Source organism: Micromonospora sp. NPDC007230 (assembly GCF_042869115.1).
In the GTDB taxonomy this organism is placed as follows: domain Bacteria; phylum Actinomycetota; class Actinomycetes; order Mycobacteriales; family Micromonosporaceae; genus Micromonospora.
On record NZ_JBIAFE010000008.1, the window covers coordinates 199,524 to 222,060 of the forward strand.

The window sequence follows — 22,537 nt, forward strand, 5'->3', positions numbered from 1 at the left end:
GGTCCGCCCGGGGCCCGGCGGGCGTCCACCGACCTGATCAAGGTCGGGCGCGGCCGGTAGGGTCGCCGCATGCTCACCGCCGTCCCGCCCACCTGGTTCGACACCGTCGCCGGTGGCTGGCCGAACCTCCTCCAAGGTCTGCTCAGCGGCGCGATCACCGGCGCGGTCGCGGCCGTGGTCAGCTTCGCCGTGGTCAACCGCACCAACGCCGGCACCCGCCTGCTCACCCGCCGGCAGGAGGCCCGGCAGAAGCTGATCGAGGCGATCGAGGCGAGCATCCACACCTTCGTCGGCGTGCCCGACAACCGGCCCTGGCGGGAGGACTACGAAGCGGTGGCCGTGCTCAACTTCCAGCTACGGCTCGCCGCGGCGCTGGTCGCAGAACAGAACGCCCGGCTCGCCCAACGGGTGCAGGACGTGGCCGACGAACTGGCCGACGTGGCCGTGACCTGGCGCGAACAGGCCCACCTCCAACCCGACGACCAGGCGCCCCGCCGGTACAACGCGGCGTACGCCGTGGTGTCGCCGCTGCAGGACGAGGTGGTCGACTGGCTCGGCAACATCAACCCGCTCCCCCGAGGCCGGTCCCGCTGACCGCGTCCCCTCGCGTCGAATTGCTGCCGGCCCGGCCTGCCCGAGGCGGCTGCCCGTCGTAGGCGCCAGAGGGGTCGATCGGTCGGGGCGCCGGGTGGCCTTCACCCGGGCCAGCCCGCCGGGCGGGCGTCACTGTGGCGACGCCTTTGGAGCTGATGGCGCAAACGACTCAGCCGCCCGGCCTCGCGAGGGCGAAGCCATCCCGTCCGCGCGGTCCCGCCGCCGGCAACGAGCTCGGCCTCACGGCCGTGCGGCCTTGAGCGTCGTTCTGGCTCGTTGCAGGGTGCGGGTCGTGCCTCTCCTCCCTCATGGGCGACGCCGACGGACCGACCGGCGGTCGCTGACGGCGACGCCGACTGAATCGTCTGCGCCATCAGCTCCAAAGCGTGGCGCAACCGACCACCGCCCCGCCGGCGCCGTCTGAGCGGCCGGCCAGGCGGCCCACGCCGTGCGCCACGCCACCCGCCGTCCCGGCCACCAGGCCGAACCACGGGGACGTGACGGGCGCACTGCCGCCCGTGCCGCCGCCCGCCGCTGCGATCGGTACGGTGTCCACCACATGCTGTTACCCGGACGGCGCCGCGTCCAGCAAGGAAGGGCTGCCATGAGCGTGCTGCTGGATGTGACGATGTCGCTGGACGGCTTCATGGCCGGCCCCGACGTCGACGTGGAGCACCCGATGGGCGTGGGCGGGCTGCGCCTGCACGAGTGGATCTTCAACGCCTCGTCCAACGAGGTGGACGCGGAGATCCCCGCGGGACGATGGCGAACACGGGCGCCGTGGTGCTCGGCCGACGGACTGCGCTACCGGGTCCGGCGCGACACCGCCCCGCAGCCCTGACGAGCCCGGCCGGCGTCAGCCTGGCCCGCCGGAGTCGCCGAGCGCGAAGACGACGACGGTCCGCTCGCCGCCGTCGCCCGCCGGCTCGGTGCGGGTGCCGGCCGGCTGGAACCCGCACTTCTCCGCGACCCGGATCGAGGCCGTGTTCGCCTCGTCCGCCTCCAGGATCACCTGCTCCAGGCCGAGGTCGGCGAGCGCCCAACGGGCCAGCAGCCGGACCGCCCGGGGCGCGACACCCCGCCCCCGGCACTGCGGGAACACCCCGTACGCCACGGTGGCCACCGCGTCGCTGCGGAACTGCAGGTTGATGCTCCCGACCGGTTCGTCGGTCACCGCGTCCGCGATCACCAGCGGGGCGGCCTTCCCGCTGCGCCACATCTCCGCGCCCCGCGCCACGAAGTCACGGCGCGCCTGCGCGTCCATCGGCTCGTCGTCCAGCCAGCGGCGGATCTCCGGATCGTGGCTGGCCGCGGCGATCGCCTCGACGTCGGACTCCCGCCGTGGCCGCAGGGCGACCGTGCCGTCAGTCAGCGGCGTGGCGGGAGGCGCGATCGGTGTGGAGCGGGTCATGGACGGTCATGGTACGGCCGGTTGCTGAGCCCGCTGACGGATGAACTCCGTGGCCGGCAGGGCCGGGGTGGGCCCGGGCCCGGCCACCGGCGGCGGGACCGAGTCGTACCGGCCGGCCACGTACGACAGCGCGGCGAGCAGCCCGTCGCTGGTCATCTCCACCGGCCGCCCGGCGGCCGACCGGTCGACGGTCACCGGCATCCGGCCGGCCCGGGACCACGCCAGTCGGCCCCGGTCGGTGATGTAGCCGCGGGCCTGTCCGGCGTTGTCCGGGTGCAGGCAGTACGGGATGTCGAGGTAGCCGCGGGCGAAGGCACGGCGGAGGGCGACGCCCACGTCCTCGCTGAGCTCCAGCACCGCCTCGATCAGGGTCCGCGCCTCGGCGTAGATGCCGGTGTCCGGTACCTCGGCCGGGGCCGGCTGCTCGGCGGCGGCGGCCCGGGCGGCGTGCTCCAGCGCGGCCACGTTCTCCTCGACCGTCGGGATGCGGTGCGCCTCGGCCGGGGTCTTCACGATCAGGCGGGCCGCTCCGCCGCGTACCGCCAGCCGGGCGGCGGTGCCGAGCAGCCGCAGCGCCCCCTCGGTGGTCCGTGGATAGACCCCCATGTAGGTGTAGAGCACCACGTGGCTGTCCAGGTCGGGCAGCAGTTCGGCGATCAGCCGGCGCAGCGCGGCCAGCGCCTCCTCGTCCTGCTCGGGCGAGGTCTGCTGGGCGTAGCTCAGCGAGACGCTGCGCAGCCCGTGCTGCCGGAAGAACATGCCCTCCAGCACGGTCACGGCGAGCAGCAGGCTGGGCGGGCAGAGCTGCCCGAGCAGGCAGCCACCGAAGCTCTCCAGGTGCGGTTCGACGCCAAGGTCCCGCAGCCGGGTGTAGCCGGCGCAGCAGCGCGCCCAGCTGTCCACCGCGTCCCGCAGCGGCACCCGGCTGTAGGGCAGGCAGTACGAGACGGGGCCACCCTCGGTCGCGTCCACCCCGGTCCGCAGCAGGGCGGCGAAGATCTGCTCGGGCCGCGCCGAGCCGTGCCGCACCTGCACCGGCACGTCGTGCCGGTGCGCGGCGGCGAGCACCCAGCGGGTCACCTCCGGGGGGTGGTCGACGATCGGATACCCGTTCAGGGGTGATCCGTCGGCCAGCGCGCGCCGGGCGGCCGCGTGGTCACCGACCCGGGTGTAGCTGTCCAGCGTGACGGTGGCCGCGGTCGCCGCCCGGGCCCGCGCCACGGCGTCCAGCCCGGCCCGCATGGCGGCCGGGTCGCCGAAGCCCATCCGGGGCTGCACGACCAGCTCGCCCCGCGCCCGGGCGGCGGCGACGGCCGCGGCGAACGGGCCGCGCGGCACCCCGGCGGCGCTCCGCTCGGTCATGCCGGCCGGTCCGCCGCGACGAGTTCGAGCCGGCCGAGGTAGTCCAGGAAGCGGTCCCGGTCGGCGCCGTCGTCGAAGACGGCCGTGTAGCCGGCGGCGAACAGCTCGGCGACCTGTGCCCCGGTCAGGCTGCCGTCGACGCCCAGCTTGCCGCCGATGACGATCGGCACGTCGGCCAGGGCCGGGTCGGCGCGCAGCACGGCGGCCAGCCGTTTGCCGTCGGTGCAGCCGTGCCCGTTGACGCTGGAGACCACCACCAGGTCGGGGTTGCTCCGGTGGCACTCGGCGGCGAACAGCTCCTCCGGCACGCAGGCACCCAGGTTGATCACCCGGTGCCCGGCCTCCTCGAGCAGCAGTTGCAGGTAGACCAGGTTCCAGGTGTGCGCGTCGGAGGAGACCGTGCCGAGCAGCACGGTGCGGCCGCCGCCGGTCGCGGCCGGCTGGGCCGGGGCCAGCACGGTCACCGGCGTACCCCCGCGGCGTGCAGGGCGTCGAGGAAGCCGTCCAGCCGCTCCAGGCCCCAGAACCGGTGCCGGCCCACGATGAAGTACGGCACCGCGAAGATGTCGTCGTCGTACGCGCCGGCCAGGGCCTGCACCGCCGCCTCGCGCAGGGTCGGGTCGGCCGCGGCGCCGATCGCCCCGGCCGGATCGATCCCCGCCTCAATGGCCAGGCCGGCCAGCACGCCCGGGTCGCTGATGTTCTCGCCCTGCTCCCACCGGGCGCGGACCGCCGCCTGGTAGAAGTCCCAGCCGCGCCCCTGCTGGCGGGCGTACAGCCAGGCCAGGTGGGGCACCGCCCAGTCGACGTCCATGTCGGCTGGCCACACCATCCGGTACCCGAGCCGGTGCACCAGCCGGTTGGTGTCGGTCAGCAGGTACTCGTGCTTCGCGCGGCTGATCGGGGTGTCCAGGAAGCTTGAGTCCGCCTCGGCCAACGCGGTGCGCAGCCCGTCCTCCGGCACCCAGTGCGGCACGAAGGTGATGGCGTCCGGCGCTTCGGGCCAGCGTTCCGTGAGCTGACGTACGGCGAGCCAGCTGCGCGGGCTGCGGAACGAGAAGTAGAGCCGGGGAGGCTTACGCATGTCGGGGGGTCTCCTCGGGGTCAGGCGACGGTCGGGGTGGGCAGCGCCGCGAGGAACCGCCGGATCTCCGCGGTCACCGCGGCGGCCTGCTCCAGGTGGCAGAAGTGACCGCCGTCGGACCTGGTGTGCACGGACGCCACCGGCATCGCCCGGCGGAGCGCCTCGGTGCGGGCGCCGGCGAGGGCCGGGTCGAGCGCGCCGGTGACCACCAGGGTGGGCACCGTGACGGTGTCGAGTCCGAGATCGGCGGTCGTGATGAACTGGCGGAGCAGGGCGACGAAGCCGAGCGGGCCAACCCGGTCGAGGGCCTTCGCGACCATGGTGTCGACCAGGTCCGGGTCCAGGGTGTGCCGCCGGCGGCCCAGCCGGAGCCGGAGTCCCTCGCCGATCACGGCGCGGAACCGGGCGAGTTCCCGGTCGAAGAGCCGCCAGCTGACCGGGTCGTCGGGGGGCCGGAAGTACGGGGCGAGCAGCACGACACCGTCCGCCGCGGGCAGTTCGGCTGCGGCGAGGAGTTCCAGCACCGCGTTCGCCCCGAACGAGTGGCCCACCAGCAGGGCGGGCGGTTCGGGGAGCAGGGCCAGGGCGTGCCGCAGCAGCGTTGCGGGGCTGGTGCGGTGCACCCATTCGTACTCGGCGCCGGCGCGCCAGGGCAGGTCGAGGGCGTAGGGGGTGAAGGGGAGGTCAGCGCCCAGCGCGTCGAGGAACGGCTGCCAGGTGTGCCAGGAGTCCTCCATGCCGTGCGCGAGCACCAGCGCCGGGCCGCGGCCCGGACCGCGGTGCACGGCAAGGCGTTCGCCGTGGCACTCGGCCTCGACGACGGGATACCAGGTCACGGCGTACCTCCGAGCCTCGCCCGCCGCGGGGCCACCAGGTGGTGGCTGCCCGCGGCGGGACCGGGGCGGTCATGTGGGTCAGTCCTGCCAGCCGGCATGCTGCTTGACGACGTCGTAGACGGCGCGCAGGTTCTCCATCTTGGGCAGCTCGGTCTGCGGGATCTCGATCTTGTACATCTTCTCCAGCCGGGCCAGGATCTCGATCGCCCGCAGCGAGTCCGCCTCGTGGTCGTCGATGAAGTGGCTGGTCTCGGTGATCTCCTCGGGCTCCACCTCGAGCACCTCGGCGACGATCTCGCGCAACTCGTTCATCCGGTTGCTCATGACCTGGGTCATCGTGCTGCCTTCCCTTCTCTAGGTGTGACTGGATGGCTCAGCCGGTCGGCCCGGCGGCCAGTTCGGTGTCCGGCCGGGCGACCGCGAGCATCGAGCCGACGACGGCGATCCGCCGCTCACCGACCCAGGTCTCGCCGCGCATGACCGCGCTGTTCGGTTTGAGCGACTCCACCACCACCTCGTGGCGCAGGACGTCGCCCGGGTACGCGGCGCCGAGGAACTCGAAGTCCCGGGCCGCGCCGAAGACGAGGGTGCCCTCCGGCGTCTCGCCGGTGGCGCGGGCGGAGAGCAGCCAGAGCACCGCCCCGGCCTGCCCGAGCGACTCCACGATCAGCGCCGCCGGATAGGCGTACGCGGAGTTTGGCAGTCCTTCGGCGAGACCGGCGAAGCACGGCTCGGTGCCGGTGACCGCCTTGGTCGCCACGATGCGCCGGCCGGGTTCCACCTCGAGGACCCGGTCCACCTGCAGGATCGGGTGCCGGTGGGGCAGGATCGCGGTGAGGTCGGCGTACTCAAGCATGGGTCGCCCCCGACCGCACGCGCAGCTCCAGGGTGACCTTGGCGCTGGCCGCGCCGTCGCCGCGGCGGCAGTCGGCGACCACCCGGACCCGGCGCGGGTCGTCCGGGTCGTCGCGCAGCTGGCAGCTCACGGTGAGCAGGTCACCGGGCAGCAGCGGCGCTTTGAACCGCACCGACCGCACCGCGGCCAGCTCCACCCGGACGTCCGGGCCGCGGCTGGCCTCGACGGCCCGGCGGGCCGCCTGGTGGACCGTCTCCACGGTGAACACTCCCGGGTAGATGGGAAAGCCGGGGTAGTGGCCCGCCAGATACGGGTCGGTGGCCACGATCCGCTTGGTCGCCGTGATGCCGTCGGCGCTCGTTCGCACCTCGTCGACCGCGTCCAGGGGTGCGGCGAAACTGCGGCTCATGGCCCTCCTCTCCGATTCGCTGTCCGTATTGCACCGGCGTGGGCTCGAGGCCGGCTTAAGGTCGGCTCGGGCCGTCAGAGCACGATCCCGCCGTCGACCTGCAGCACCTGGCCGGTGACGTACCCGGCCCGGTCGGAGGCCAGGAAGGACACCAGCTCCGCGACGTCGGCCGGCTGGCCGAGCCGGCGCAGCGGGATCATGCCGACGGCCTTCGCCCGCGCCTTCTCGGACAGCGCCGCGGTCATGTCCGTCTCGATGAACCCGGGCGCCACCACGTTCACCCGCACCCCGTACGGGCCCAGCTCCTTGGCCAGCGCGCGACTCATCGCGTTGATCCCGCCCTTGCTGGCCGAGTAGTTGGCCTGGGTGGCGTTGCCGTACACCCCGGCCACCGAGGACATGTTGATGACGGTGCCGCGCTTGCGCTTCATGAAGCCGAACACCACGGTCCGGCAGAAGTTGAAGGTGCCGGTGAGGTTGGTGTCCAGCACCGCCGCCCAGTCGGCGAACGGCATCAGCACCAGCGGCTTGTCCCGGACGATGCCGGCGCTGTTGACCAGCACCTCCACCGGCCCGAGCTCCGCCTCGGCGGCGGCGACGAACGCGGTCACCGCGTCCGGGTCGGCCACGTCGCAGGGGGCGTGGAAGCAGCGCACCCCCCGCTGTTTGATCGCGTCGGCCGTCTCCGCCGCCGCCTCGCCGCCGCTGCGGTAGCAGAACGCCACGTCGTACCCGTCCTCGGCCAGCCGCAGCGCCACCGCGCGGCCGATGCCGCGCGAGCCGCCGGTGACCAGCGCGGTGCGCTGCTCCATCCGGTCCTCCTAACGGGCCGCGGCGACGCCGTCGGCGGCCATCGCGGCGATCAGGCTCTTCGGGCGCATGTCGGTCCACTCGCGCTCGACGTAGTCGAGGCAGGCCTGCCGGCTGTCGTCGCCGAAGGCGGTGTGCCAGCCGTCGGGCACCGGCACGAACGACGGCCACAGCGAGTGCTGCCCCTCGTCGTTGACCAGCACCACGTACCGGCCCTCCTCGTTCTCGAACGGGTTGCTGCTCATCGCGTTTCTCCCTCTCGCTCGGTGTCGATCGCGCTCAGCCGCTCGGCCAGCACCCGGCCGATGGCGGCCAGGGGTTCCGGCTGGGTCATGTCGTTGTGCTGGCAGTCGACGTCGTGCGTCCGCACGCCGCCGGACAGGTGTGGCCGCCAGGCGGCCCGCGGGTCCGCCCCGGGTGCCCGGTCGCGGGTGGCGACGAACAGCAGCGCGTCGAGGTCGACGTGCCCCGGGCGGTGCTCCCGGGCCAGCCGGGAGTTGTTGGCGAACACCTCGTACAGGGCGGTGATGTGCCGGGCCTCCAGCCGGCCGAGCACTCCCTCGTTGCGGCTGAGCAGCTCGGCGACCTGCTCCTCGTCGACCTGCGCGGCGGCGGCGTCGCCCGGGTAGCCGGCCAGCTGCAGCATCCCGGCCAGGAACTCGGCCCGGTTGAGGATGCCCGGCTCGGCCCGCTCCGCCTCGGTCTTCGGGAACGAGTCCAGCAGCGCCAGCAGCGCCACCTGCTCGCCGTCGGCCCGCAGCCGGGCGGCGATCTCGTGCGCGATCAGCCCGCCGAACGACCAGCCCAGCAGGTGGTACGGGCCGGCCGGCTGGACCTCCCGGATCCGGGCCAGGTAGTCCTCGGCGATCTGCCCGACGCTGCCCGGCAGTTCGGCGCGCTCGGCCAGGCCCCGCGACTGCAGGCCGTAGATCGGCCGGTCGGTGAGGTGCCCCATCAGGCCGGAGTAGGACCAGCTGAAGCCACTGGCCGGGTGGACGCAGAACAGCGGCGGCCGGGCGCCGTGCCGGCGCAGCGGCAGCAGCACGTCGAAGGCGCTGCGGCCGTCGTCGTCGGCGGTGTCGAGCCGGTCGGCCAGCTCGGCCACCGTCGGCGCCTCGAACAGCGTACGCAGGGCCAGGTCCACCTCGAAGGTGGCGCGGACCCGGCTGATCAGCCGGGTGGCCAGCAGCGAGTGCCCGCCCAGGTCGAAGAAGGCGTCGTCGATGCCCACCTCGGGTACGCCGAGCACCTCGGCGAACAGCCCGCACAGCACCCGCTCCCGGTGGCTGCGCGGGGCGCGCCGCTGCGCGCCGGCGCCCGTGTCGGCCGCGTCCGGCACCGGCAGGGCACCCCGGTTCAGCTTGCCGTTCGGGGTCAGCGGCAGCTCGGCCAGCACCACCACGGCCGCCGGCACCATGTATTCCGGCATCGCCGCGGCGACCGTGGCGCGCAGCTCGGCCGGCTGCGGACTCCGGCCGGGTGCCGGTACGACGTACCCGACCAGCCGCTGGTCGCCGGGGCGGTCCTCGCGGACGATCACCGCGCAGCGGGCCACGTCGTCGTGACCGGCCAGCACCGCCTCGATCTCGCCCAGCTCGATCCGGAACCCGCGCAGCTTGACCTGGTCGTCGACCCGGCGCAGGAACATCAGGTCGCCGGTGTCGGTCCACCGCACGATGTCGCCGGTGCGGTACATCCGGGTGCCGGGCGCGCCGAACGGGTCGGCCACGAACTTCCCGGCGGTCTGGCCCGGCCGGGCCAGGTAGCCGCGGGCCAGGCCGCCACCGGCGACGTACAGCTCACCGGGCACGCCGGGCGGCACCGGCCGCAGCCGGGCGTCGAGCACGTACAGCCGGGTGTTGGCCAGCGGGCCGCCGATCGGCAGCGGGCCGGGCGGGATCACCGCACCCGGTGCGATCCGGTACTCGGTGCAGTTGACCGTGGTCTCGGTCGGGCCGTACATGTTGTACACCGCCACGCCCGGGTGCTCCCGGCGCCACTCGTCGACCACCTCGCCGAGCAGCAACTCCCCACCGAGCAGCAGCTCGGCGGTCGGGGCGTAGTCGTCCGGCAGCGCGGCCAGCAGCGGCAGGTGGCTGGGAGTGGCCTTCAGGAAGGTGCAGGCGTGCCGGCCCAGCCGTTCCCGGGTCGCGGGGTCGTCGTCCAGGCCGGCGACGTGCACCGTGCCGCCGACGGTCAGCGGCACCCACATGCCGGTGACGCTCAGGTCGAACGAGATCGACGAGTGCAGCAGCGCGCTGCCGCGTACGCCCTGGTAGTCGCCGCCGGCGAAGGTGAGGTAGTCGGTGAGCGAGCGGTGCTCGATCACCACCCCCTTGGGCCGACCGGTCGAGCCGGAGGTGTAGATGACGTACGCCGGGTTGGTCAGCCGCAGCGGGGCGGCCCGGCCGGCGTCGGTGACCGGCTCGGCGGCGAAGCCGTCCGGGTCGCACTCCTCCACCAGCAGCCGCGGCACCCCGCCCGCCGGCAGCTCGGCGGCCGTGGCCGCGTCGGTGAGCAGCAACGCGGGCGCGGTGTCGGCGAGCATGAAGGCGATCCGGTCCGCCGGGTAGGCCGGGTCGACCGGCACGTACGCGCCGCCGGCCTTGAGCACCGCGAGCAGCCAGCCGACCAGCCGGGCCGAGCGGGGCAGGGCCACCGCGACGAACCGCTCCGGACCGACGCCCCGCGCGATCAGCAGCCGGGCCAGCCGGTTGCTGTACGCGTCCAGCTCGGCGTAGCTCAGCTCGGTGTCCGCGTCGACCAGGGCCGGCGCGTCCGGGGTACGGACGACCTGCGCGGCGAACAGCTCCGGCAGGGTGGCCGCCGGCACCGGGGCGGCGGTGTCGTTCCAGGTCACCAGCACCTGCTCGCGTTCCGGTCCGGTGAGCAGGTCCACCGCGCCGATCGGCTGGTCCGGGTCGGCGGCGAGCGCGGCGAGCATGGTGCGCAGCCGGTCGGCGATCCGCTCGACGGTGCCGTGGTCGAACAGGTCGGCGCTGTACTCGATCCGGCCGGCCAGCCCGGCCGGAGCGCCGGCGTCGTCCACCTGCTCGGCGAGGCTGACGTTCAGGTCGAACTTGGCCCCGCCGGTGCCCGCCGGCAGCCCTGACACGGTCAGGCCGGGCAGCGTCACGTCGAGGCGGGCGTGGTTGTGCACCGCCAGCACCACCTGGAACAGCGGGTGGCGGGCCACCGACCGGGCCGGGTTCAGCACCTCGACCAGCCGCTCGAACGGCACGTCCGCGTGGGCGTACGCGGCCAGGTCGGTGGCCCGGACCCGGTCCAGCAGCTCGCCGAAGGTCGGGTCTCCGGAGGTGTCGGTGCGCAGCACCAGCGTGTTGACGAAGAACCCGATCAGCCCGTCGACCGCCTCGTCGACCCGACCGGCGATCGGGGTGCCCAACGGCACGTCCTCCCCCGCGCCGAGCCGGGTGAGCAGGGCGGCCAGGCCGGCCTGGGCCACCATGAACAGGCTCGCCTGCCGCTCGCGGGCCAGGTCGGTCAGCCGGGCGTGCAGGTCGGCCGGCACCTCGAAGGTGACGCTGCCGCCGCGCCGGCTGGACACCGCCGGGCGGGGCCGGTCGACCGGCAGCTCCAGCTGCTCGGGCAGCCCGGCGAGGGTCTGCGCCCAGTAGCCGGTCTGCCGTCTGACCAGGCTGTCCGGGTCGGTCTCCGCGCCCAGCACGGCACGCTGCCAGAGCGCGAAGTCCGCGTACTGGACCGGCAGGGCGGGCAGGTCGGGCGCCCGGCCGGCCCGCCGGGCGGTGTACGCGGCGGCCAGGTCGGCCGACAGCGGCCCGGCCGACTGCCCGTCGCTGGCGATGTGGTGCATCAGCAGCAGCAGGACGTGCTCGTCGTCGGCGAGCCGGAACAGGTCGGCGCGCAGCGGCGGCTCGCCGGCCAGGTCGAACCGGTGCCCGATCGCGGCAGCCAGCGCGACGGGCAGGTCCGCCTCGGTGACGTCGTGCTCGGCCAGCGTGGGCACCGCCGCCGCCGGGTCGAGGACCCCCTGGTACGGCTCGCCGTCGACCTCGACGAAGACGGTGCGCAGCGTCTCGTGCCGGGCCGTCACGTCGGCCAGCGCGGCGTGCAGCGCGGCCCGGTCCAGGTCGCCGTGCAGCCGCAGCGCCAGCGGCACGTTGTAGCTGACGTCGGAGTCGTCGAAGCGGTTGAGGAACCACAGCCGCCGCTGGGCGTAGGACACCGGCACCAGCTCCGGGCGCGGCCCGGGGCGCAGCGGCGGGCGGCTCTCCCCGCCGGCCAGCAGCCGCGCGGCGAGGCCGGCGACGGTCGGGGTCTCGAAGACCGCCCGGATCGGCAGCTCCACGCCGAAGACCGCGCGGATCCGGTTGACGATCCGGGTGGCCAGCAGCGAGTGGCCGCCGAGGGCGAAGAAGTCGTCGTCCACGCCGACCCGGGCCACCCCGAGCACGTCGGCGAAGACGCCGCAGAGCAGCTCCTCCTGCGGGGTGCGGGCGGGCCGCCCGCCGGCCGAGCCGAAGTCCACCGCGGGCAGCGCCTTGCGGTCGACCTTGCCGTTGGCGCTCAACGGCAGCGCGTCCAGCCGGACCACCACCGAGGGCACCATGGCGTCCGGCAGCCGGGCGGCCACGTGGTCGCGGACCGCCTCCGGGTCGGTGTCGCCGACGACGTAGCCGACGAGGCGGTTGGTGCCGGCCGGGTCGGTGTTCACCGCCACGGCGGCGGCGGTCACCCCGACCGCGGCCCGCAGCGCCGCCTCGACCTCGCCCAGCTCGATCCGCTGGCCGCGGATCTTGACCTGGTCGTCGTTGCGGCCGAGGAACTCCAGCTGCCCGTCGGGGCGGTAGCGGACCCGGTCGCCGGTGCGGTAGAGGCGGGCGCCGGGCCGGTCGGTGAACGGGTCGGCGACGAAGACGGTGGCGGTGCGGCGCGGGTCGCCCAGATAGCCGAAGCCCACCCCGACGCCGCCGACGCACAGCTCACCCGGCACCCCGGGCGGCACCGGCTGCAGGTTGGCGTCGAGCACGTACAGCTGGGTGTTGCGGATGGCCCGGCCGATCGGCACCCGGTCCGCGTCAACGTCGGCCGGGGTGGCGATGACCGCGTGCGTCACGTCGTCGGAGCACTCGGTCGGCCCGTACGCGTTGAGCAGCGGGATCTGCGGGAACCGGGCGAGCCAGCGGTGGCACAGCTGCGGCGGCAGCGCCTCGCCGGTGACCAGCAGCCAGCGCAGCTTCGGCAGCTCGGGCACCGGGGCGCCGGCGTCCCAGGCGTCCAGCGCGGTGCGCAGCAGCGACGGCACCACCTCGAGGATGGTCACGCCGTGCCGCTCCACCCGGCCGAACAGGGCGCCCGGGTCCAGCGCGGTGTCGTCGTCGACCACGTCGACGCTGCCGCCGGTGAGCAGCGAGGAGAGCATCTGCCAGACCGAGACGTCGAAGGTGAGCGCGGCGTTCTGCACCACCACGTCCGCCTCGGTGAGGTCCAGGTCCTCCACCTTGGCCAGCAGGTGGTTGAGCATTCCCCGCCGGTGCACCATGGCACCCTTGGGGCGGCCGGTGGAGCCGGAGGTGAAGATGACGTACGCCAGGTCGGCCAGGCCGGCGGCCAGCGGCGCGGACCCGACCGGCGGGCCGGCCTGGGCCAGCGGCAGGACGGTGACCGGGACACCGGCGGCGGCGACCACCTCGGCAGCCAGTGCCTCGTGCGCCTGGTCGACCAGCAGCCAGCGGGTGCCGCTGTCGACCAGCAGGTCAGCGTTGCGGGCCACCGGCGAGCGCGGGTCCAGCGGCAGGTAGGCGCCGTCGGCGGTGAGCGCGGCCAGCACCCCGGTGATCGCGTCGGCGCCCCGGTCGGTCAGCAGCGCGACCAGGGAGCCCCGCCCGGTGCCGGCGGCCCGCAGCCGGGCGGCCAGCTCGTCGGCGCGGGCGATCAGCCCGGCGTAGGTGAGGGTCTGCCGCGGGTCGGTCACCGCGACCGCGTCGGGCCGCGCGGCGGCCACCGCCCGGATCAGGGTCACCGGGTCCTCGCCGGGCACCGGCCGGCCGGTGGCGTTCCAGTCGACCAGCATCCGCTGCCGTTCAGCCGGGCCGACCACGTCGACGGCGCCGATCGGCGCGTCCGGGGTGGCGACGGCGGCCTCCAGCATGCGGAGGAACCCGGCGAGGATCCGCTCGGCGGTGGTCTCGTCGAACAGGTCGTGGCTGTAGTCCAGCCGGCCGTCGATGCCGCCGGCGCCCGCCGGCCGCTCGGTGAGGTCGATGGACAGGTCGAACTGGGCGGCGTGCGCCCCGACGTTGTCCACCACGACCCGCAGGCCGGGCAGGTCCAGGTCGACCGTGGCGTTGTTCTGCAGCACCAGCATGACCTGAAACAGCGGGTTGCGGGCCATCGACCGGGGCGGGTTGAGCACCTCGACCAGCCGCTCGAACGGGGTGTCCTGGTGCGAGTACGCGGCCAGATCGGCCTCGCGGACCCGGTCCAGCAGCTGCCGGAAGGTGGGGTTACCGGCGGTGTCGGTGCGCAGCACCAGCGTGTTGACGAACATGCCGACCAGCTCGTCGACGGCGTCGTCGGTACGGCCGGCGATCGGGCTGCCGATCGGCACGTCGGTGCCGGCGCCGAGCCGGGTGAGCAGCGCCGCCAGGGCCGCCTGGAACACCATGAACAGGCTGGCCCCGGTGGCGTGCACCAGCGCGTTGAGCCGCTCGTGCAGCGCCGGTTCGACGACGAAGCCGAGCATCCCGCCCTGGTGGCTGGCGACCGGCGGGCGCGGCCGGTCGGCCGGCAGGGTCAGCTCGTCCGGCGCGCCGGCCAGCGTGTCCCGCCAGAACCGCACCTGCTCCGCGATGGCGCTGTCCGGGTCGGACTCATCGCCGAGCACCGCGCGCTGCCAGAGGGCGTAGTCGGCGTACTGCACGGGCAGCGGGAGGAACTCCGGTGCCCGCCCGGCGACCCGCGCGGCGTACGCGGCGGAGAAGTCCCGGCCGAGCGGGGCCATCGACCAGCCGTCACCGGCGATGTGGTGCAGCACGAGCAGCAGGAAGTACTCGCCGCCGCCGAGGTCGAACAGCCGGGTCCGCAGCGGCGGGTCGACGGCCAGGTCGAACCCGCGCCGGGTCTCGGCGAGCATCAGCTCGCGTACCTCGGCCGGGTCGACGGTCTCCACGGTGATCGGCGGGCAGGCCGCGTCGGCGGTCAGGATCACCTGGTACGGGTCGCCGTCGGCGTCCGGGTAGATCGTGCGCAGGCTCTCGTGGCGCTCGAGCACGTCGCGCAGCGCGGCGCGCAGCGCGGCCACGTCCAGGTCGCCGGTCAGCCGCAGCAGGATCGGGATCTTGTACGGGGAGTCGGCGCCGGAGAGCCGGTTGATGAACCAGAGCCGGTTCTGCGCGTACGACAGCGGGATCCGCTCCGGGCGGGGCATCGGCGCCAGCGCCCGGCGGGCCTGCTTCGCGCCGCCGAGCCGGGCGGCGAGCCCCGCCACGGTGGGCGACTCGAACAGGTCCCGGATGGCCAGTTCCGCACCGAGCGCGGTGCGGATCCGGCTGACCAGGCGGGTGGCCAGCAGGGAGTGGCCGCCCAGGGCGAAGAAGCTGTCCTCGATGCCGACCTCGGGCAGGCCGAGCACGTCGGCGAAGAGCCCGCAGAGCACCTCCTCCTGCGGGGTGCGCGGCGCCCGCCGGGTGGAGCCGGCCGCGTAGTCGGGTGCCGGCAGGGCCCGGCGGTCCACCTTGCCGTTGCCGGTCAGCGGCAGGGTGTCCAGCACCACCACCGCGGCCGGGACCATGTATTCCGGGAGCACCGCGGCGGCCTGCGCGCGCAGCGCGGCCGGGTCCGGCGGCGCCGCGTCGGCGGCCGGTACGACGTAGGCGACCAGCCGCTTGTCGCCGGGCCGGTCCTCGCGGACCACCACGGCCACCTGCCCCAGGCCGGGGTCGCGGGCCAGCACCGCCTCGATCTCGCCGAGCTCGATCCGGAAGCCGCGGATCTTCACCTGCTCGTCGGCGCGGCCGACGAACTCCAGGGTGCCGTCGGGCCGCCAGCGGACCACGTCTCCCGTCCGGTACATCCGGGAGCCGAGGTCACCGGTGCCGGCGGCGCCGAACGGGTTCGCCACGAACCGCTCCGCGGTCAGCCGCGACCGGTTCAGGTAACCGCGGGCCAGCCCGGCGCCGGCGATGTACAGCTCACCGGCCACCCCGGGCGGGGTGGGGCGCAGGTAGTCGTCCAGCACGTACAGCCGCATGTTGTCCAGCGGCCGGCCGATCGGCACCGAGTCCGGCACCTCGGCCACGGCGTGCATCAGGTGGTGCGAGGCGAACGTGGTGGTCTCGGTCGGGCCGTAGCCGTCGCCGACCACGAGGCCCGGGCAGGCGGCCAGCACCCGGCGCGCCATCGGCGCGGGCACCACGTCACCGCCGGTCCAGACCTCACGGACCTTGGCGAACGCCTTCGGGGTCTCCTCGGCCAGCAGCCGGAACAGGCCGGCCGTCAGCCACAGCGCGGTCACCTGGCCACCGGTGAGGACGGCCCGCAGGTCGTCCATGCTCAGGTCACCCGGCGGGGCCACGACCAGTTCACCGCCGTTCAGCAGCGGCACCCACAGCTCGTACGTCGAGGCGTCGAAGGCCAGCGGCGAGTGCAGCAGCACCCGGCGCTGCCGGTCGGTCCGCCAGCACCGGTCGGCGGCGAGGCTGAGCACGTCGTGGTGGGTGACCGCGACACCCTTGGGGGTGCCGGTCGACCCGGAGGTGTACATGACGTAGGCGAGCTGCCGGGGGTGGGCGGGCCGGCCCGGGTCGGCGTCCGGCCGGGCGGCGATCTCGGCGGCGGCGTCGCCGTCGACGGCCACCACGGTCAGGTCGTGGTCGAACCGCAGGCCGGCCATGGCCCGGTCGGTGAGCAGCACCGAGCTGGCGGTGTCGGCGGCGATGTGGGTCAACCGGTGGGCCGGGTAGCGCGGGTCCAGCGGGACGTACGCGGCGCCGGCCTTGAGGATGGCCAGCACCGACACCACCTGGTCGACCGAGCGTTCCTGGAGCAGGGCGACCCGGTCCTCGGCGGCGACGCCGAGCGCCACCAGGTGCTGGGCCAGCCGGTTGGCCCGGGCGTCGAGTTCCCGGTAGGTCAGCGTGGCGCCGTCGGCGGCGCGGACGGCGACCTGGTCCGGGGTGCGGGCGGCCTGCGCGGCGAACCGGGCGGCCACCCCGCCGGTCAGCGCCGGCTCGGGCCGGGTGGTGTCATTCCAGTCAGCCAGCACGAGCCGCCGCTCGGCCGGGTCGAGGACGTCCAGCCGCCCGACCGGGGTGTCCAGGTCGGCGGCGACGGTGGTGAGCAGCCGCAGCAGCCGGTCGGCGAGACGCTGCGCCGCGTCGGCCGGGAACAGGTCGGTGCGGTGGTCCAGTTGCAGCCGCAGCCGCTCGCCGGGGATCGCGGTGACGGTGAGCGGGTAGTGGGTGGCGTCCCGGCCGGAGACCCCGGTCAGCCGCAGCCCGGTGCCGGGCAGGGTCAGCAGCTTTGGGTCGAGGGGGTAGTTCTCGAAGACCACCAGGGTGTCGAAGAGTTCCCCGTGCCCGGCCAGCCGCTGCACCTCGGTGAGTGGCAGGTGCTGGTGGGCCATCAGCGCGGACTGCTGGTCCTGCAGGCGCAGCAGCATTCGGGCGACCGGCTCGGCCGGGTCCAGCCGCAGCCGGACCGGCAGGGTGTTGATGAAGAGCCCGACCATGGTCTCCACGCCGGCGATCTCCGGCGGACGGCCGGAGACCGTGCCGCCGAACACCACGTCGCCGCGGCCGGTCAGCGCGCCGAGCAGCGCCCCCCAAGCGCCCTGCAAAATGGTGTTGAGGGTGACGCCGTGCCGCCGGGCCTGCGCCTGCAGGTCGGCGGTCAGCTCGGCCGGCAGGTCGAGGACAAGCCGGTCGGGCAGCTCCGGGGCCCGGGCCGGGTCGGCCGGGGCGAGCAGGGTCGGCTCGGCCAGGCCCGCGAAGGCCTCGGCCCAGGCCCGCTCCGCGGTCGCCCGGTCCTGCGCGCCGAGCCAGGCCAGGTAGTCGCGGTAGGGCGCCACCCGGGGCAGCTGCCGGTCGTCGCCGCCGGCGGCGTACAGGGCCAGCAGCTCCCGCATCAGCGTCGGCACCGACCAGCCGTCGAGCAGGATGTGGTGGTTGGTGAGCACCAGCCGGTGTGCCGTGTCCGCCAGCCGCAGCAGGGTGAACCGCAGCAGCGGCGGGCGGGTCAGGTCGAAGCCCTCGGCCCGGTCGGCGGCGAGCAGCGCGCAAACCTGGTCGGCCTGCTCGGTCCCGGCCAGCTCCCGCAGGTCGTGCTCCCGCCAGCCGGCTCGGAGCCCGTCCACCACGACCTGCACCGACTCGCCGGACGGACGCTGGCGGAACGCGGCCCGCAGGTTGGCGTGCCGGGCCAGCAGGGCGTCGGCGGCACCGCGCAGGGCTTCCGCGTCCAGCTCACCGGCCAGGTCGAAGCAGAGCTGCACGGTGTAGACGTCGCGGTCCGGTCCGTCGTACAGGGCGTGGAAGAGCAGCCCCTCCTGCAGGGTGGACAGCGGCAGCAGGTCGCTGGCGGCCGGTTGGGCCGCCTCGATCGCCTCGATCTCCTCCTGGGACAGGGGCAGCAGCAGATCGGACGGGGTGTGCCCGCCGGCGCCGGGGGTGGCGACGTGGGCGATCAGGGCGTCCAGCGCGGCCAGCCAGTCGTCGGCCAGCTCGCGGACGTCCGCCTCGCCGAGCAGGGTCTGCGGCCAGGAGAAGGTCGCCGACAGCCGGGGACCGTCGGCGTGGTCCCGGGTGACCGCGTTGACCTCGATGGCGTGCGGCACCGGCAGGGCGCCGTCCGCACCGCCGCCGAGGGCCCGGGCGTCGGCGGCCACCGTCCAGTCCGTGTCGCCGCCGTCGGCGGTGGCGAACCGGCCGAGGTAGTTGAAGCCGATCTGCGCGGCCGGCCGGTCGGCCAGCTGCCGGGCGGTGTCGGCGTTGAGGTAGCGGAGCAGGCCGTACCCGATGCCGTTGTCGGGCACCGCGCGGAGCTGTTCCTTGACCCGCTTGACCGCGCGCCCGGCGGCGGCGCCGCCGGCGAACGCCTCGTCCAGGTCGAGCCGGCCGAGGTCGAGCCGGACCGGGTACATGGTGGTGAACCAGCCGACGGTCCGAGACAGGTCCAGGCCGGCGGCGAGTTCCTCCCGGCCGTGGCCCTCCAGGTCGACCAGCAGTCCGGCCTCCTGGCTGCCGCGCCGGCGCCGCCACCGGGTGACCGCGAGGGTGAGCGCGGTGAGCAGCACGTCGTTGACCCGGCCGTGGAACGCTGCCGGCACCCGGGTCAGCAGCGGCGTGGTGCGCTCCGCGGGCAGGGTGACGGTCAGCAGTCGGCCGGCGTCCACGATGTCCCGGGCCGGGTCGAGCGGCCGCCCCGCGAGCGGGGTCTCGGCGACGCCGAGCCGGTCCAGCCAGCCGGCCAGTTCGGCGGTCCGCTCGGGGCGCGCGGCCTCGGCGACCAGGTGCTCCGCGAAGCGGCGCAGCGAGGTCCGCACCGGTTCCAGTTCGGGGGTACGCCCGGCGGCGACGGCCTGCGCGGCGGCGGCCAGGTCGGGCAGCAGGATCCGCCAGGACACCCCGTCGACCACCAGGTGGTGCAGGGCCAGCAGCAGCCGGCCGGGCCGGTCGGCCCCGGCGTCGAACCACAGCGCCTGCAGGACCCGCCCCTCACCCGGGGCCAGCCGGGCCTGGACCGCCTTGGTCTGCTCCTCGACCAGCCCGCGCAGCTCGTCGGCGTCCAGCCCGGCCGCGTCGATCCGGGTCACCAGCTCGGCCGCGGACACGCTGCCGCGCGGGCCGATCTCCTGCCGCCAGCCGCCCGCCGCGTCGCGGACCAGCCGCAGCCGCAGCGCGTCATGGTGGTCGACCAGCGCCTGCACCGCGGCGACCAGCTGCTCGGGCCGCAGCCCGGCCGGGCTGGTCACCAGCATCGACTGGTGGAAGCCGTCGATCGGGCCGCCCCGCTCGCGCAGCCAGTGCACGATCGGGGTCAGCGGCACCTCACCCGTACCGTCGTCGGTGGGCACCGGCATGGCGTCGTCCGCGGCGACGGCGGCGAGGCCGGCCACCGTCCGGTGCACGAAGACGTCCCGGGGGCTGAACGACAGTCCCGCCTTGCGGGCCCGGCTGACCAGCTGGATCGACACGATGCTGTCGCCGCCGAGGTCGAAGAAGCTCTCGTCGACGCCCACCGCGTCCAGCCCGAGCACCTCGGCGAACAGCCCGGCGAGCAGGGTCTCGCGGTCGTTGGCCGGGGCCCGGCCGCCGGCGGAGCCGGTGAACCCGGGGGCCGGCAGCGCCCGCCGGTCCAGCTTCCCGCTCGGGGTCAGCGGCAGCGTCGGCAGGCCGACGACGGCCGCCGGCACCATGTACTCGGGCAGGCTGGCGCCGACGTGCGCCCGCAGCGCGGCCGGGTCGACCAGCGCGCCGGGAGCCGGGACCACGTACCCGACCAGGCGCTTCACGCCCGGCTGGTCCTCCCGCGCGATGACCGCGACCTGGCCGACGGCCGGGTGGCGGGACAGCACCGCCTCGATCTCGCCCGGCTCGACCCGGAAGCCGCGGATCTTCACCTGGGCGTCGGCCCGGCCGACGAACTCCAGCGTCCCGTCGGCGCGCCAGCGCACCAGGTCGCCGGTGCGGTACATCCGGCCACCGTGCTCGGCGGCGAACGGGTCCGCCACGAACCGCTCGGCAGTCAGCGCCGACCGGTCCAGGTAGCCGCGGGCCAGCCCGGCCCCGGCGATGTACAGCTCCCCGGGCACGCCGGGCGGCACCGGGCGCAGGAACCGGTCGAGGACGTAGGCGCGGGCACCGGCGACCGGGACGCCGATCGGCGGGGCGCCGGCGCCGGGGACCAGCGGCGCGCTGAGCGTGGCGGCCACGGTGATCTCGGTCGGCCCGTACGCGTTGACCATGCGCCGGCCGGGGGCGAACCGGGCGACCAGGTCCTCGCCGCAGGCGTCGCCGCCGACCACCAGGGTGCGCAGCACCGGCGGCGCCACGGTGGGCAGGCCGGCGAGCGCGGCCGGCGGGATGAGCGCGTGGGTCACCTGCTGGCCGGTCAGCACGGCGGCCAGGTCGTCGCCGACGAGCGGCCCCGGCGGCGGTACGACCAGCGCCGCCCCGGCGCCGAAGGCGGCGCAGAGTTCCAGGACCGACGCGTCGAAGCTGGGCGAGGAGAACTGCAGCACCCGGCTGGTCGGGTCGACGTCGAAGCCGGCCACGATCGCGGCGGTGAAGCTGGACAGGCCGGCGTGGGTGACCACCACCCCCTTCGGCCGGCCGGTGGAACCGGAGGTGTAGATGAGGTAGGCGGGGTGGCCGGGCCGCAACGGGGCGGTGCGCTCGGCGTCGGTGACCGGGCCGGGGGGCCGGGCCGCCCAGTCGGCCACGGTGGACGGTTCGTCGAGCAGCAGCCGGGGCACGCCGGTGTCGGGCAGGTCGATCCCGGTCCGCGTGGCCAGCAGCACCGGCCGGGCGTCGGTGAGCATGAACGCGATGCGGTCCGCCGGGTAGTCCGGGTCGACCGGCAGCCAGGCGCCGCCGGCCTTGCTCACCGCGAGCGCGGCGGTGACCAGTTCCGGGCTGCGCGGCAGGGCGAGGGCGACCACCTGCTCCGGGCCGACGCCGCGGTCGACGAGCAGCCGGGCCAGCCGGTCGGCGGCGGCGTCCAGTTCGGCGTACGACATGGTGTCGTCGCCGATCAGGGCCGGCGCCTGCGGTCGGGCCGCGACCTGGGCGGCGAACAGTTCCGGGAAGGTGCGCGGCGCCACCGGCGGCGGTCCGGCGGCCCAGTCGCCGAGCACGGCGTCACGCTCGGCGCCGTCGAGCACGTCGAGCGCGGCGACCGGGGTCTGCGGCGCGTCGACGACCTGGCTGAGCAGGCGGACCAGGCGGTCGGCGATGCGCCGGGCGGCCGCCGCGTCCAGCAGGTCCGGCCGGTGGTCCAGGCGCAGGGTGAACTGTTCTCCGGGCAGCACGGCCAGGGTCAACGGGTAGTGGGTGGCGTCGTGCCCGGCGACCGCGGTGACCCGCAGGCCCGTGCCGGGCAGGTCCAGCGCGGCCGGATCGAGGGGGTAGTTCTCGAACACGGTCAGCGTGTCGAACAGGTCGCCGTCGCCGGTGCCGGCCAGCCGGCGGATGTCGGCGAGGCCGAGGTGCTGGTGCGTCATCAGCGCCGACTGCTCGTCCTGCACCCGGGCCAGCAGGGCGGCCAGCGACTCGGCCGGGTCGAGCCGGATCCGCACCGGCACCGTGTTGATGAACAGGCCGAGCATCGACTCGACACCGGGCAGCTCCGGCGGCCGGCCGGCGACGGTGGCGCCGAAGACCAGGTCGTCGTCGCCGGTGAGGATGCCGAGCACCAGCGCCCAGGCGCCCTGGACCACGGTGTTGAGGGTGACGCCGAGCTTGCGGGCCGCGGCGGTCAGCCCGGCGGTGAGTTCGGCGGGCAGAGCCACGGTGAGCTGTTCGGGTGCGGCCGCCGGGCGCGCCGGGTCGGCCGGCGCGAGCAGGGTCGGCCCGGTCAGCCCGCGCAGCGCGTCCCGCCAGGCCCGCTCGGCGGCGGCTCGGTCCTGCCGGTCGAGCCAGCCGAGGTAGTCACGGTAGGGGGTGACCGGTGGCAGGGTGCGGTCGTGCCCGCCGGCGACGTAGTGCGCGAACAGCTCCCTGGCCAGCAGCGGCATCGACCAGCCGTCGAGCAGGACGTGGTGGTTGGTGAGCACCAGCTTCGCCCGCTCCGGTCCGGTCCGGATCAGCGCGGCGCGCAGCAGCGGCGGGCGGGCCAGGTCGAACCCGGCGGCCCGGTCCGCGGCGAGCAGCCGGGCCACCTCGTCGTCCCGGTCCGCCGCGGCGTGGCCGGTCAGGTCGTGCTCCTGCCAGGCCGGGGCGATCTCGCGCGGCACCACGGCGACCGACTCGCCGGTCTTGCGCTGCCGGATGCCGACCCGCAGGTTGGCGTGCCGGGCCAGGATCGCGCCGAGGGCGCGACGCATCCGGTCGCCGTCGACCGGACCGGTCAGGTCCAGGGCGAACTGGACGGTGTAGAGGTCCGACGCCGCTCCGTCGTACAGCGCGTGGAACAGCAGTCCCTGCTGCAACGGTGACAGCGGCAGGATGTCCTCGACGCGTGACTGCTTCACCAC

The 22,537-nt window shown here is 75.1% G+C and carries 13 protein-coding genes; 2 read left to right on the forward strand and 11 right to left on the reverse strand.

The window, feature by feature from the left end:
* Positions 1 to 69 precede the first annotated feature (69 nt).
* Together ACFYML_RS14205 and ACFYML_RS14210 are read left to right on the forward strand one after the other, a co-directional pair.
* Positions 70 to 594: a hypothetical protein gene (locus ACFYML_RS14205; protein WP_387420991.1), complete on the forward strand. Its 525-nt coding sequence runs from the start codon at positions 70 to 72 to the stop codon at positions 592 to 594.
* A gap of 604 nt (positions 595 to 1,198) precedes the next feature.
* Complete coding sequence (locus tag ACFYML_RS14210; RefSeq protein ID WP_387420992.1) at positions 1,199 to 1,435, forward strand: hypothetical protein; 237 nt, start codon at positions 1,199 to 1,201, stop codon at positions 1,433 to 1,435.
* A gap of 15 nt (positions 1,436 to 1,450) precedes the next feature.
* Here the strand turns inward: ACFYML_RS14210 and ACFYML_RS14215 are convergent, their stop codons facing one another.
* The 11 genes from ACFYML_RS14215 to ACFYML_RS14265 form a co-directional block, all read right to left on the reverse strand.
* Positions 1,451 to 2,005: a GNAT family N-acetyltransferase gene (locus ACFYML_RS14215; protein ID WP_387420993.1), complete on the reverse strand. Its 555-nt coding sequence runs from the start codon at positions 2,003 to 2,005 to the stop codon at positions 1,451 to 1,453.
* Between the two features lie 6 nt (positions 2,006 to 2,011).
* Positions 2,012 to 3,367 carry a methylaspartate mutase gene (locus ACFYML_RS14220; RefSeq protein ID WP_387420994.1) on the reverse strand — a complete coding sequence of 452 codons (1,356 nt, stop codon included), beginning with the start codon at positions 3,365 to 3,367 and terminating at the stop codon, positions 2,012 to 2,014.
* Entirely contained in the window at positions 3,364 to 3,831 is a 468-nt protein-coding gene (locus ACFYML_RS14225; protein WP_387420995.1) for a cobalamin B12-binding domain-containing protein, read from the reverse strand. Before ACFYML_RS14225 ends, ACFYML_RS14220 begins: the two co-directional genes overlap by 4 nt.
* The gene (locus ACFYML_RS14230; RefSeq protein ID WP_387420996.1) at positions 3,828 to 4,451 is read right to left on the reverse strand and encodes a 2-hydroxychromene-2-carboxylate isomerase; all 624 of its coding nucleotides are present in this window, start codon (positions 4,449 to 4,451) and stop codon (positions 3,828 to 3,830) included. The genes ACFYML_RS14225 and ACFYML_RS14230 overlap by 4 nt, the downstream gene beginning before the upstream one ends.
* 20 nt (positions 4,452 to 4,471) lie before the next feature.
* A complete protein-coding gene (locus tag ACFYML_RS14235; RefSeq protein WP_387420997.1) occupies positions 4,472 to 5,287 on the reverse strand; it encodes an alpha/beta fold hydrolase in 816 nt (271 codons plus the stop codon).
* A gap of 78 nt (positions 5,288 to 5,365) precedes the next feature.
* Positions 5,366 to 5,623 (reverse strand): acyl carrier protein, encoded by a 258-nt coding sequence (locus ACFYML_RS14240; RefSeq protein ID WP_387420998.1) that lies wholly within the window; start codon positions 5,621 to 5,623, stop codon positions 5,366 to 5,368.
* A 37-nt stretch (positions 5,624 to 5,660) separates the two neighbouring features.
* A complete protein-coding gene (locus tag ACFYML_RS14245; RefSeq protein WP_387420999.1) occupies positions 5,661 to 6,143 on the reverse strand; it encodes a 3-hydroxyacyl-ACP dehydratase FabZ family protein in 483 nt (160 codons plus the stop codon).
* Positions 6,136 to 6,552 carry a 3-hydroxyacyl-ACP dehydratase FabZ family protein gene (locus ACFYML_RS14250; protein ID WP_387421000.1) on the reverse strand — a complete coding sequence of 139 codons (417 nt, stop codon included), beginning with the start codon at positions 6,550 to 6,552 and terminating at the stop codon, positions 6,136 to 6,138. Before ACFYML_RS14250 ends, ACFYML_RS14245 begins: the two co-directional genes overlap by 8 nt.
* A gap of 74 nt (positions 6,553 to 6,626) precedes the next feature.
* Positions 6,627 to 7,364, reverse strand: coding sequence for a 3-oxoacyl-[acyl-carrier-protein] reductase (gene fabG, locus ACFYML_RS14255; RefSeq protein WP_387421001.1), 738 nt, complete (start codon positions 7,362 to 7,364; stop codon positions 6,627 to 6,629).
* Positions 7,365 to 7,373: 9 nt separating this feature from the next.
* Entirely contained in the window at positions 7,374 to 7,607 is a 234-nt protein-coding gene (locus tag ACFYML_RS14260) for an MbtH family protein (protein WP_387421002.1), read from the reverse strand.
* Positions 7,604 to 22,534, reverse strand: a complete 14,931-nt coding sequence (locus ACFYML_RS14265) for an amino acid adenylation domain-containing protein (RefSeq protein WP_387421003.1) — start codon at positions 22,532 to 22,534, stop codon at positions 7,604 to 7,606. Before ACFYML_RS14265 ends, ACFYML_RS14260 begins: the two co-directional genes overlap by 4 nt.
* Positions 22,535 to 22,537 lie beyond the last annotated feature (3 nt).